The sequence below is a fragment of the Kitasatospora sp. NPDC092039 genome, assembly GCF_044756065.1.
Taxonomy (GTDB): Bacteria; Actinomycetota; Actinomycetes; order Streptomycetales; family Streptomycetaceae; genus Kitasatospora.
In genome coordinates this window covers 1-12,500 of sequence record NZ_JBIVSD010000018.1, presented here as the reverse complement: position 1 = coordinate 12,500, position 12,500 = coordinate 1, and the positions used below count along the sequence as shown (strand labels likewise).

At 75.3% G+C, this 12,500-nt stretch carries 10 protein-coding genes; 5 read left to right on the top strand and 5 right to left on the bottom strand.

The features are described from left to right. Positions 1–59: 59 nt before the first annotated feature. Positions 60–980, bottom strand: a complete 921-nt coding sequence (locus tag ACIQI7_RS29515; protein ID WP_401115720.1) for a LysR family transcriptional regulator — start codon at positions 978–980, stop codon at positions 60–62. A gap of 232 nt (positions 981–1,212) precedes the next feature. On the opposite strand from ACIQI7_RS29515, the gene ACIQI7_RS29510 reads away from it, so the two are divergent. Then, positions 1,213–1,788 carry an SRPBCC family protein gene (locus ACIQI7_RS29510; RefSeq protein WP_401115717.1) on the top strand — a complete coding sequence of 192 codons (576 nt, stop codon included), beginning with the start codon at positions 1,213–1,215 and terminating at the stop codon, positions 1,786–1,788. 99 nt (positions 1,789–1,887) lie between these two features. On the opposite strand, the gene ACIQI7_RS29505 is transcribed toward ACIQI7_RS29510, so the two are convergent. From ACIQI7_RS29505 to ACIQI7_RS29495, 3 genes are all read right to left on the bottom strand, one after another. Continuing rightward, entirely contained in the window at positions 1,888–2,679 is a 792-nt protein-coding gene (locus ACIQI7_RS29505) for an ABC transporter permease (RefSeq protein WP_401115714.1), read from the bottom strand. A 166-nt stretch (positions 2,680–2,845) separates the two neighbouring features. Then, on the bottom strand, positions 2,846–3,487 hold the full coding sequence (locus ACIQI7_RS29500; RefSeq protein WP_401115711.1) for an ankyrin repeat domain-containing protein: 642 nt from the start codon (positions 3,485–3,487) through the stop codon (positions 2,846–2,848). A 297-nt stretch (positions 3,488–3,784) separates the two neighbouring features. Next, positions 3,785–4,276, bottom strand: coding sequence for an HPP family protein (locus ACIQI7_RS29495; RefSeq protein ID WP_401115708.1), 492 nt, complete (start codon positions 4,274–4,276; stop codon positions 3,785–3,787). Positions 4,277–4,391: 115 nt separating this feature from the next. On the opposite strand from ACIQI7_RS29495, the gene ACIQI7_RS29490 reads away from it, so the two are divergent. Continuing rightward, on the top strand, positions 4,392–5,684 hold the full coding sequence (locus tag ACIQI7_RS29490; RefSeq protein ID WP_401115705.1) for an amidohydrolase: 1,293 nt from the start codon (positions 4,392–4,394) through the stop codon (positions 5,682–5,684). A gap of 118 nt (positions 5,685–5,802) precedes the next feature. Here ACIQI7_RS29490 and ACIQI7_RS29485 read toward each other — a convergent pair whose 3' ends face one another. Further along, positions 5,803–7,197, bottom strand: a complete 1,395-nt coding sequence (locus ACIQI7_RS29485) for an erythromycin esterase family protein (protein ID WP_401115702.1) — start codon at positions 7,195–7,197, stop codon at positions 5,803–5,805. A gap of 742 nt (positions 7,198–7,939) precedes the next feature. On the opposite strand from ACIQI7_RS29485, the gene ACIQI7_RS29480 reads away from it, so the two are divergent. The 3 genes from ACIQI7_RS29480 (at position 7,940) to ACIQI7_RS29470 (ending at position 12,252) form a co-directional block, all read left to right on the top strand. Then, positions 7,940–9,190, top strand: coding sequence for a glycosyltransferase (locus tag ACIQI7_RS29480; RefSeq protein WP_401115699.1), 1,251 nt, complete (start codon positions 7,940–7,942; stop codon positions 9,188–9,190). A gap of 271 nt (positions 9,191–9,461) precedes the next feature. Beyond that, complete coding sequence (locus tag ACIQI7_RS29475; RefSeq protein ID WP_401115696.1) at positions 9,462–10,172, top strand: DUF6461 domain-containing protein; 711 nt, start codon at positions 9,462–9,464, stop codon at positions 10,170–10,172. Between the two features lie 487 nt (positions 10,173–10,659). After that, positions 10,660–12,252, top strand: coding sequence for an alpha/beta hydrolase (locus tag ACIQI7_RS29470; RefSeq protein WP_401115693.1), 1,593 nt, complete (start codon positions 10,660–10,662; stop codon positions 12,250–12,252). Positions 12,253–12,500: the final 248 nt, after the last annotated feature.

Here is a 12,500-nt window from a genome sequence, read left to right as displayed (position 1 = left end):
GGCGTCGGCCCGGCCTGGCCCGGGAAGCGAGGGGTCACGGCGCCCGGGCCGGAGCCGCCTCAGACGGCCTCCGGGCCGACGGCCGGCGGGGCCGCACGGCCGCAGTGGGCGGCGACGGTGTCGGCGAAGGCGCGGGCGAGCGGGCCCAGGTTCTCCCAGTCCCGGACGGCCCAGCCGGCGGTGAGGGCGGGCAGATCGGGCAGCGGAAGCAGCCGCAGGCCGGGGTGGCCGGGGCCCTGCCACTGCGGGAGCGCGGGGACGACGGCGTGGCCGAGGCCGAGTTCGGCGAGCAGGATCGCGGTGTCCCAGTCCGCGACGCTGGTCTCGAAGACCGGCCGGACGCCCGACTTCCCGAGCCAGGCCTCGACCTGGGAGCGGGAGACGGAGTTCTGCGGCAGCCCGATCAGCCGGGCGTCCTGGAGGTCGGCGGGCGAGATCCGGGCCCGGGCGGCGAGCGGGTCGCCCGCCGCGACCGCGAGCACCCAGGGCAGGTCGACCACAGGCCGCTGGTCGATGCCCCGAGCCGGGACGCCGAGGGTGATCCAGGCGAGGTCGACCCGGCCGGCGTTGAGCGACTCCAGACAGCTGCGGCTGGAGACCTCTGTCTGGAACTCCAGGCTGACCCGGGGGAATCGCCGCCGGAAGTCCACCACGGCCGCGGACATGAAGTGCCGGATGCTGGTGGCCCCGGTGGTGATCCGGACGGACCCGCCCTCGCCGCGGGTGAGTTCGGCGATCCGGTGCAGCGCGTGGTCGATGCCGCCGAGGCCGGCGGCGATCGCCGTGCGCAGCAGGCTCCCCGCCCTGGTGGGGACGACGCCGCGCGGGTGGCGCTCGATCAGGGCGATCCCGACCTCCCGTTCGAGCCGCTTCACGTGCTGGCTGACGGCGGACTGGCTGCAGTTCAGGTCCCGGGCGACGGCGCTGAGCGAGCCGGCCCGGCAGACCGCGGCGAAGACGCGGAGGTCGTCAAGGGTCACGGCGATCCAAGGTATCGCTTGGGGGTGCCCCAGTAAATCGGCGGATTGACTTGGGTGTTCCGGGGGATCGATCATCGGTCCAGGGCCCAGGGCGGCAACCCGCCCGCTGCCCTCGTCGGCGTTCCGGACGCTGTGGCGGGGGTGCGGGCGGGTGTCGACCCGCATCGAGCGCGAGCGCGACGAGCGCGCGCGACTAGCAAGAACGATGACGTACGGAAGAGGGGGAACGGGCATGCGGTACGCCGATGGTCCGGGTGCGCAGTGCGAGGTGTTCGTCGGGGCGCCGGTGGAACGGGTGTGGGAGCTGGTGACGGACATCGGTCTGCCCACCCGGCTCAGCCCGGAGCTCCAGCGGGTCGCCTGGCTGGACGGCGCGGACGGCCCCGCGGTGGGCGCCCGCTTCGAGGGGCACAACAGCCGTGCGGACATGCCCGACTGGCGGACGGTCTCCGAGATCACCGAGCTGACCGGGACGGTGGGACAGGCCGGATCAGGTGGGCCGGACGGGGCGGACGGGCGGAGGGTCTTCGCCTGGGGCGTGATGGACGCCGACGGCCGTTACGGCGAGCCGGTGTCCGACCTCGCCGGGGCGCTGGCCCGGTGGCGCTTCGAGCTGACCCCGGAGGACGGCGGCACCCGGCTGCGCCAGTCGGTGGTGATCGGCCCGGGCCGCAGCGGCGCCAGCCTGGTCATCGACGCCAAGCCGGAGCTGGAGGAGAAGATCGTCGACTTCCGGCTGAACGAGCTGCGCACCGGTATGACGGCCACCCTCGAAGGCATCAAGGCGCTGGCGGAGCAGGCCTCCTGACACGTCCGCGCCCGGTCGGGCCTCCCCCTTCCGTGCGCGTCGTACACGTCGAACGCGGTGCACGGGTCGTACGGCGGGAGCCCGACCGGGTGGCCCCGGTCAGCCGGTCAGCCGGCCGGGCGGCCGGGCGCCGGGGCGGCGCAGCGCCGAGCGGGCCGGCAGCACGCCGGCGAACAGGGCCAGCAGCAGGCAGACACCGACGGTCAGCGCGATGGTCGACCAGGGCAGGGCGAGGTCGACCCGGGTGCCGAGCCGGGCGGAGAAGCCGGAGCGGACGGCCACCAGGGTGCCCACCGCGATCAGCAGGCCGAGCGCGGCGCCGATCCCCACCGCCAGGGTCGACTCGGCGGCGACCATCCGCAGCACCTGGCGGCGGGTCGCGCCGGACAGCCGCAGCACGGCGAAGACCGCGGCCCGCTGGGCGGTGGCCATCAGCAGGGTGTTGGCGACGGCCAGGCAGGTGTAGCCGAGCGACATTCCGATCAGAATGACCAGGAATATCCGGACCAGGGCGTCGTCGTCCGAGTCGGTGCGGGCGGCGTACTGGGCGCTGCTCAACGCCTGGGCACCGAGCGGGGCGAGGGCGGCCGGCGGGGTGGTGCCGGTGGTGTAGACGACCGAGGTGAGCGCCGAGGGGTCGTGGGCCCGGACGGTGCGGGTGGTCAGCAGCACGCTCGCCGTGGCGGATCCGTCGGTGATCTCGGCGACGGCCGTGACGTCCACGGTGTCGCCGTCCTCGAAGGTGACCGGGACGCGGCGGCCGGTGGTCCAGCCCAGCCAGGCGGCCGTCCCGGCCTTGACCACCATGGTGTTCTCGCCGGTCAGGCCGTCCAGGGAGCCGGGGGTGGCGGTCATCCGGGCGCGGGCCCTGCGGAACGCGTCCTCGCTCATCCCCACCGCGCCGACGTGGCCTTCACCAAGCTCGACCTGCCGCCGGCCCCGGACGACCACCGCCGGGTGCTGGCGGTGCTGACCTACCCGGGATCCTGAGGCCGCGCCCGGGCAGCCCGGGTGGGTCGTCCCCGCCCGTGGGGCTGCCCCGGCTGGTCGGGTCGGCTCAGCGGCCCCCGCCGGGGGTGGGGTTGCGGGCCTCCGCCGCGCGCAGCGTCTCGGCGACGGCGTGGAAGCCGCGGCGTTCGGCGTGGGCGCGAGCGGTGACGCCGTCGGCGTCGGCGAGGTGCGGGTCGGCTCCGTGGGCGAGCAGGACGTCGACGACCTCGCGGTGGGCCGGGCCGCCGTCGCCGAGCAGGACGGCCTCCAGCAAGGCCGTCCAGCCGAGGTCGTTGACGTGGTCGACGTCGATGGCGGTCTCGGTGAGGACCGCGCGGACGTAGGCGACGTGGCCGCGCTCGGCGGCGGGGATGACCGACACCCCGCCGTAGCGGTTGCGGCGGGTGAGGTCCGGGCCGCCGGGGAGCAGGGCGCGCAGCATCGGGACGCTGCCGGTGATGCCGGTGACCAGCCAGGGGCTGTTCAGCCGCGCGTCCTGGGCGTTGACGTCCGCACCGGCCTCGACCAGCAGCCGGGCGACGGCGACCCGGTCGGCGAAGGCGGCCCGCAGCAGCGGGGTACGGCCCTCGGCGTCGCGGGCCCCGACGGTCGCGCCCGCCGTCAGGGCCGCGCGGGCGGCGTCGACGTCGCCGCGGTCGGCGGCGTCCAGCAGGGCCTGGTCGGCGGGGGAGAGCGGGCGGGCGGCCATGGCGGGGGCTCCTCGGCGGGGGTGTGGTCGGACGGCGCGGTTCCTCGGCGGGCGGTCGGCCGCGTGAGGGTCCCAGCCTGCCGTCGGGGCCGGCAGGACGGCGTCGGCGGGGCGGTCGTCCTTGTCCCGCGCAACGGACGACGGCCGGGTCATCCGATCGGATGACCCGGCCGTGGGCGTTCGGCGGGAGAGTGGAGAGCCCGGCCACCCGGGTGTTCCCGGCGGCCGGCCGCGGTGCGGTCGGCCGCTACGGCGCGGCAGGTCGCTGCGGCGCGGTCGGTCGCTGCGGCGCGGTCGTCACCAGGACACCGGGTAGCGGACCGGGTGCCCGCCGATCCGGCCGGGCAGCAGGCCGATGACGACCAGCAGACCAGTGGCCAGCGCGAGCAGCGGGAGGAAGGGAACGGGGTGCGGCCCCTCCAGGACGACGATCACGGCGGTGGCCGCGGCCGGGGAGTGCGAGAGGTGGGTGAGCATCATCGCGCCCAGCGCGAGCCCGGCGGCGACGGCCGCGCCCCAGGTGGTGCTTCCGGTGACGGCCAGGGTGGCGTAGCCGATCAGGGCCGACATCAGCTGACCGCCGACCAGGTTGCGCGGCTGCGAGATCGGCAGGCCGGGCGCGCCGTGCACCAGGGCGGCGCTGGCGGCCAGCGGCGGGATCAGCAGCGGTTGGTCGAGCAGGACGCCCACCCCGACCAGCAGGAGCAGGGTGCCTATGGCGAAGACGGTGGCCCGCAGGGCGTGCAGCGGGTGCGGGCCGGGCGTGGCGGTGGGCGGTGGTGTGGACATGCGTGAGCGGCTCCGGGCGGGGGACGGGGACCCGGAGATGATAAACAGACTGTTGAATGAAAGGTAGGACGTTTTGCCTGTCGGACAAATTCCGTCCACGGAACCGGAGCACCCCATGACCACGCCTTCCGGCACCACGGGCCCGGCTGCCACGGCTGCCGCCACCACGGGTCCGGCTGTCGCGGCTGCCGTCGCCCCGCCGTCCGTCACGGTCTTCCGGGACGTCCGGCCGTACGGCGCCGACCGGGCCGTCGACCTGATCGCCGTGGACGGTCTGCTGGCCGAGCGGGTGCCCGACGGGGTGGTGCCGGAGGTGGTCGAGGGCGGCGGCCGGATCGCGCTGCCCACTCTGGTGGACGCCCACATCCACCCCGACAAGACCGCCTGGGGCGAACCCTGGTACAGCCGCCGTCCGGCCGGCTCGCTGCCCGAGTACGTCCAGGGCGACGTCGACCTCCACCGGCACCAGCGGACCCCGGTCGCCGACCGCGCCCACCGGCTGCTGAGCCACGCCGTGACGCGCGGCACCCGGGCCGTGCGGGCCCACGTGGACGTGGCGCCCGCGTTCGGACTGGCCGGGGTGACCGGGCTCGCCGAGGTGCGGGAGCGCCTGGCCGGCGTGCTGGACGTCCAACTGGTGGCCTTCCCGCAGCACGGGGTCCGGCGGACGCCCGGCGCGGGCGCGCTGCTCGCGCGGGCGGCGGCGCGCGGGCTGGTCGACGCCATCGGCGGCATCGACCCGGCGGGCTTCGACGGCGTCCCGGCCGAGGGAACGGACGGCGAGGGGCCCGCCCAGCTGGAGCTGCTGTTCGGCCTGGCCGAGCAGCACGGGCTGCGCCTCGACATCCACCTGCACGACACGGGTGAGCGCGGCCTCGGCCCGCTGCGCGACATCGCCGCGCGGACCAGGGCGGCCGGACTGGCCGGACGGGTGGTCGTCAGCCACGCCTTCTGCGTCCCGGAACTGACCGGCGCCCCGCTCGCCGACCTCGCCGCCGAGCTGGCCGAGTCCGGCGTCGGCCTCACCACCGTGGCGCCCTCGGCCCACCAGGTGCTGCCGTTCCGCACGCTGCGGGCGCACGGGGTGCGGGTCGGGCTCGGCTCGGACGGCGTGCGCGACTCGTGGAGTCCGTACGGCAACGCCGACCTGCTGCACCGCGCCCACCTGCTCGGCTGGACCACCGACGCCCGCACGGACGAGCAGCTCGCCGACTGCTTCGCCCTGGCGGCCGACGGCGGCGCCGAACTGCTGGACCTGCCGGCCGCCACCCTGGAGCCGGGCTCGCCGGCCGACTTCATGCTGGTGACGGGCGAGTGCCTGCCGCAGGTGGTGGTCGACCTGCCGACGCGGGAACTGGTGGTCCGCGCGGGCCGCGTGGTCGCGCGGGACGGCCGGTTCACGGGCTGACGGGCGCGGGCCCGCGCCCTGCCCGTGCCGACGTGCGGAAAGGGGGCCTCGACGTTTTGAGGGGGGAGTCCGGCTGGAGCGCGCCGAGGGCGCCCTCGGCCGCCGGCACCGACAGGGCTCAGAGCCCGCGGGCCTCGGTGGTCCGGTGGAGGTGGACCAGGACGTCGTAGGCCGGGCCGATGGCCAGGGTGGGCAGCGGGTCCTGCTGGAACGCCGACCCGGCGTCGTAGGTCGGGCGGGCGGTGGCGAGCCAGGCGCGGGTGGCCGGCGGGGCGTCGCGCAGGTCCACGAAGTAGTCGCGGTGGCGGACCCGGTCGAGGGTGTGCTCGTTCATGTCGGGGGTGGCCGGGGGAACGGTGACCTTCTTCCACGCGGGGGAGAACGGGTCGTCCTTGGTGAGGAAGGACCCGCGGTCGAAGGTGAAGCCGACGGCGACGTAGTCCGTGCCGAGGGCGTCGCGCAGGTAGGTGCCCTGGGTCCTGGGGTAGAGCTCGGGGTGGGTGGTCCCGTACCCGACGTGGCCGTTGTGCGCGGACAGCAGCACCTTCCCGCCGGTGCGGCGCTGCCACCAGAGGACGTTGTCGGACATCGCCCGGTCGCGGAGGTTCTGCATCGCGGCGACGTCGGCGGCGTCCTCGCGGTCCATGCCGGCGAAGGTGAAGGTCCGGGCGATGCTCCGGGCGTTCTGCACCGCCCACTCGTACGCCTCGCCGCCGCCGGCCCGGCCGTCCCCGCCCGTGGCCGCGGCGACCAGCTGCAGCGCCTGCTCGGCCGCGGCGGCGTTCTGCCGCCGTTCGGCGAGCGGGCGCGTGGTCATGTAGCCGATCACGTCGTCGACCCGGCGCAGCCCGGCGTACAGCCGCTCCAGGTGCGGCAGCGACCCGGGGGCGGCCTCGCGCAGGTAGGAGGCAACTCCGTCGAAGAGCCGGCCGTCGACGGCGGGGAAGTCCAGGTCGTCGCCGAGGAAGTGGACCGGGCGCCGCGGGTGTTCGCGGTTGTGGTCGCGCATCCAGCCGATCAGGTCGGCGAACTCCCGGCGCTCCCAAGGGGTCCCGCCCAGCGCCTCCTTGACCAGCCGTTGGGCGTCGCCGCCGGTGCGGCCCTGGACGTAGTCGTCGATCCGCAGGCCGGCGGACCAGCTCGTCTCCAACGCGAAGGTGGTGAAGCCCTTCTCCTCGACCAGGTGGCGCAGGACCCGGTGCTTCATGGCGAAGAACTCGTGGGCGCCGTGCGAGGCCTCGCCGAGCCCCACCACCGTCGCGTCGCCCACCATCGCGCCCAGCGGCCGCAGATCGGTGGTCCGGCCCTCGGGCTCGGTGGACCGCAACGGGTGGGCCAGGGCGTCCAGTTCGCGGACCACGGTGGACGCCGGGCGGTCCGGCGCCGCCGTGTCATCGGGCTGGTCCGCGCGGGCGGCCGGGGCGAGCAGGGCGGTGGTCGCGACGGCCGCCGTGGCGGCCAGCAGGGCGCGTCGGCCGATGGGCTTGCCGTGCCCCTCGCTGCGTACGGTCATTCCGGGGGTGCTCCTCAGGTCGTCACTTCGTCGAGCCGTCAAGGGGCTCGGCCGCCGGACGGTTCGGGCGGCCTGCGGCGGTGCGGGCGGCCGGATGGTCCGACGGTACGAACGGTTCGCCGGCGAACGCCGGTCCACGAATCGTCGATCACCGGGGAGCCTCGACGCACTGAGGGCCGCCGCCGGAACGGCCGGGGGGATAACCCCCGGGCGGCCCCGCGTCCCGGGCTGGGCGGGTGGGGGTGAGGTCGGCCGGGCGGGTCGGGCCGGGATGCGGGACCGCCGTACGGAATCGGCAGGTGCGCGGGACCGGGCGACGGCCGCGTCCCCGTTCAGGAGCAGCCGGGCGGGCCCGCCGGGCGTTCAGGTGATCCGGCCGGGACAGGAGGTGGTTCCGGGCGACGCTGCGAGGTGGGTGGAGCGGCGGTTGGCGGGCGCCTGCCGTGACCCCCGGGGGCGGGTGGGGGCCGATCGGCCAGTCCGAGTCGAGGACGCCGGTGTGCGCTCGTGTCCCAGAGGCCCCGACGGGCGGGGGTGCGCCGGGCGTCGGCCGGGCCGGATTGCTACGGTCCGGCCGGTTCGGGGGAGCGGGTGGGACCGGATGGCCAATGAAAGGGGCAAGAGGAACGAATCCTCCTGCCACTATCAAGCTATAGCGTGACCCGGGGCTTGCGGCAAGCCCCCCGTCGTGCCGCAGAATCCCGGCCGTAAGGCCATGACCTGCGGAAACGGGAGACGAGAAATGCGCGTGTTGATGACGTCGTGGGGATCGCGCGGGGATGTCGAGCCGCTGGCGGGGCTGGCGGCGGCGCTGCGGGGGCTCGGTGCGGACGTGCGGGTGTGCGCGCCGCCGGACGAGGAGTTCGTGGCGCTGCTGGCGCGGGTCGGGGTGCCGCTGGTGCCGCTCGGGCCGTCGGTGCACTCGGTGGTCGCCGGTCCGAAGCCGCCGACGATGGAGGACGCCTTCCGGCTCGCCCGTGAGCTGGTCGCCGCGCGGTTCGAGGCGCTGACCGCGGCGGCCGAGGGCTGCGACGTGCTGCTGGCGACCGGTCTGATGCCGGCCGGGGCGCGGGACGTCGCCGAGAAGTTCGGCCTCCACTACGTGTTGGCCTGCTTCCACATCTTCGGACTGCCTTCGCGGCACCACCGGCCCGGACGGCGGCCGGGCACGCCGTCCCCGGAGGACGAGACCGACTACGAGAAGCTGTGGGAGCAGGACGCCCAGCGCGTGAACGGTCTGTACGGGGAGGCGCTCAACAGCCACCGGGCGGCGATCGGCCTGCCGCCGGTGGAGAACGTCCGCGACCACGTCTTCACCGAGCGGCCGTGGCTGGCGGCGGACCCGACGCTGTGCCCGTCCGAGGGCATGACGGAGCTCGACGTGGTGCCGACCGGGGCGTGGATCCTGCCCGACGACCGCCCGCTCCCGGCCGACCTGGAAGCGTTCCTGGACGCCGGTGAACCGCCCGTGTACGTGGGCTTCGGCAGCATGGCCGCGTACGCCCCGGAGGACATCGCGCGGGTGGCCGTCGAAGCGGGTCGCGCGGTCGGCCGCCGGGTGCTCCTGGCCCGCGGCTGGGCCGGGCTCGCCCCGATCGACGACCGCGAGGACTGCCACGTCGTCGGTGAGGTGAACCAGCAGGCCCTGTTCCGCCGGGTGGCCGCCGTCGTCCACCACGGCGGCGCGGGCACCACCACGACCGCGGCCGTGGCGGGCGTGCCCCAGGTGGTCGTCCCGCGGATCGCGGACCAGCCGTACTGGGCCGGCCGGGTGGCCGAGTTGGGCATCGGCGTGGCCCACCTCGACCCCACGCCGACCGTCGAGTCGCTCTCCGCGGCGTTCACCACGGCCCTGGCGCCCGAGACCCGGGCCCGGGCGGAGGCCGTGGCGGGCGGCATCCGCACCGACGGGGCGACGGTGGCCGCGAAGCTGCTGTTCGAGGCCGTGGGCCAGGAGGTGCCGGGCCAGGAGGTGCCGACGGTGGCCGGGTGAGTACCCGGTGAGTCGTGCGGTGCCTTGTGCCGGTGACGGTGGCGGTGCCGGTGGGGTGCCGTGCCGGTGTCGGTTCCGGGTGAACAGCGGCGTGGGCCGGGTGAGTTCGGCTTCGGATAGGTCTCCTTCCGATCGGTCAGGGGTGGTCGTCGGCCCGCGCGCGCCCGGTTCCGGCACCGATCAGGTGACCGGCGGTCGGGTGTCTGCCGGGTCGGTTAGGGTGCCCACCGGCGCGCCGGTCACCGCAGGCCAGGCGCGAGGGGAGGGCGGCATGACCGACGGCACGCACGGGGGATCGGGACAGGACGGCGACGGCATCCAGTGGTTCGCGGAGATCGGCCGACCGGGTGCCGGCCGATCGCCAAGGGGCGGCCCCGACCCGGACGGTGAGCCCGGCGGCGTCGTCTTCGCCCGGGGGATCACGCCCGAGGAACTCGCCCGCCGGATGGGCGCCGACCCGACCACCGCGACCGCACCGATCAGCGACGCCGAGATCCGGGGCCTGGACATCGAGGTCTACCGCCCCGGTGACGACGGCGACGGCGTGATCCGGGTCGGTACGTGCGCCGGCTGGTCGTTCGCGATCGAGTACGGGGACTCCACCGGCGGGGAACTGCTCACCGAGATAGCGCGGGACGGAGCCGAGGTGGTGCACTTCCGCCCGATGCCGGAGCAGCGGCCGGCGCTGCTCGACTACGCCAGGGACGGCGCCGTGCTGTGCGGCTTCGGCCTCGGTGAGGAGCGCTGGCGCTGGGGCCAGGAGCCGGACCTGCTGGTGCCGGACCTCGTCGCCGCCGGAGTCCTGGAGGCCGACGGCGTGACCTCCTGTGCCTCCGGCCGGGAGGCTGACGGGGCCGCCCGACGCCGCACCCTCGGCGCCGTCGAGCGGCGTTTCGGGCTGAGCCTGCCCCGGGCCGCCCTCGGCGCGCTGCGCCTGCCGGCGTACGCGGTGCGGGGAACCCCGGGCATGGTGCTGCGCTGAGGAGGTGCGCCGGCGGCCCGTGGCGACCAGGCAGAGGGAAGACAGGCACAGGAACGACAGGCACAGGAACGACAGGCACAGGAACGACAGGGACAGCAGCGGCAGGCGAGGGATCGTCACGGCAGTCTCCTTCCGGGCCCCATCGACGGGGCCCTGATGGCTGTCATCCTGGCGTCCCGCCAGCCCGTCGCACATGTGCCGATCGGGAGGTTCCCGTGGTGCGCTCCCGGTTTCCACCCTGCTGATCGGCAGGGTGGAAACCGGGAGCGGGCGGGAGAGCGACCGAGGCCGGGCCGCGCGGATCGGCCCGCACCCGTTCGGCCGGTGGCAGCCGGTTCGGCGCACGCCCCCGTCCGGAGGTCTCCGTACGGCACCGGAGGGCTCCGGCCCCTAGGGTCTGAGTGCGTCGGCGAACCGAGCGCCGGGCGCAGGCGCAGCCCCTGTCGCACGCCGGGGTGCCCGGCCGACCGAGAGGTGGACCCACCCCATGCACACCGTCGTCCGCGGCGCCGGAGCGCTCGGCCTGACCGTCCTGCTGCTCACCGCCGCCACCGGCTGCCAGGGCGACGGCTCCTCCGCCGCCGAGCCCGCGCCGACCTCCCCGGCCACCGGCACCGGCACAGGGGCCGGCACCGCCGCCGCGGCCGGACTGGCCGCCCAACAACTGGACTGGCACGCCTGCGCCGCCCCCTCCAGCGCCCAGGGCACCGGCACCGCGCCCGCCGCCGACTGGCAGTGCGCCACCCTCAAGGCCCCGCTGGACCACGGCAAGCCGGACGGCACGACGATCGACCTCGCGCTGATCCGCAGCCGGGCCAAGGACGAACAGCACCGGATCGGCTCGCTGCTGTTCAACTTCGGCGGCCCCGGCGCCTCCGGCGTGGCCACCCTGCCCGCCTTCGCCGCGACCTACGCTTCCCTCAACTCCCGCTACGACTTGGTGGGTTTCGACCCGCGCGGGGTCGGCGCCAGCGCCGGGGTCAGATGCCTGGACGACCGGGCGATGGACGCCGCCACCGCCGCCGAGAGCACCCCCGAGACCCCCGACGAGGTGAAGGCGCTGGACGACGGCAACGCCCGCTTCGCCGCCGCCTGCGAGCGCAACTCCGGTGCGGTGCTGCCGTACGTGGACACCGAGAGCGCCGCGCGCGACCTGGACCTGATGCGGCAGGTGCTGGGCGACCGGAAGCTGTCCTACTTCGGCATCAGCTACGGCACCCAGCTCGGCGGCGTCTACGCGCACCTGTTCCCGCAGCAGGTCGGCCGGGTGGTGCTGGACTCGGTGGTCGACCCGACGAAGGACCCGCAGCAGTCCGCGCTCGGTCAGGCCCAGGGCTTCCAACTCGCCCTCGGCGACTTCATGAAGGCCTGCGCCGCCCAGGCCGGGACCGCCTGCCCGACCGGCGCGGGCGGCGACGCGGGCACCGCCAAGGTCGTGGAACTGGTGCAGAAGCTGGAGCGGTCGCCGCTGCCCACCAAGCAGGGACGGCAGCTCACCGAGAGCCTGGCGGTCACCGGCATCGCGGGCGCCCTGTACAGCCAGGAGACCTGGCCCGCGCTGGCCGCCGGGCTCAGCGAGGCCATGGAGCAGGGGACCGGCGACACGCTGCTCCGGCTCGCCGACGGGCTGAACGGGCGCGACCCGCAGGGGCACTACACCAACCTGAACGCCGCGAACCGGGCGATCAGCTGCGTGGACGCCCAGCAGCGCTACTCCGACCAGGACGTGCAGCAGCAGTTGCCGCGGTTCCGCGCCGCCTCCCCGGTGTTCGGGGCCCTCACCGCCTGGGGCCTGACCGGCTGCACCGGCTGGCCCGTCCCCGGCAAGGCCGCCCACCCGGAGGTGGCCGCGCCGGGCGCCGCCCCGGTCCTGGTGGTCGGCACCACCGGTGACCCGGCTACCCCGGTCGAGGGCGCCCGCACGATGGCGCAGCAGCTCGGCGCGGGCGTCGGCGTGACCGTCACCCTGCAGGGCGAGGGGCACGGCGGCTACAACACCGGCAACCCGTGCCTGAAGCAGACCGTGGACGCCTACCTGCTGGACGGCACGGTGCCGGCGGACGGGACGACCTGCGGCTGAGCGGCCGGCCGGTGGTCCCGGTGGACCCGGTGGGCAGCGGGGCAGCTCGGGCGGACAGCCGGACAGCCGGACAGCCAGCCGGTCCGGATGGAGAAGTGGCCCACTGGGTCAGCCATTGATTGGCACTGGAGAGTGGGCCACTCGACCACTAGCTGTACTGACCACAGAGGTTAGTGACGGGGTTCACGACCTGGTGATCTTGAAATGAGTGAGGGCCTTCTGGCTCGGTGTGGATTGCGACATCTGCA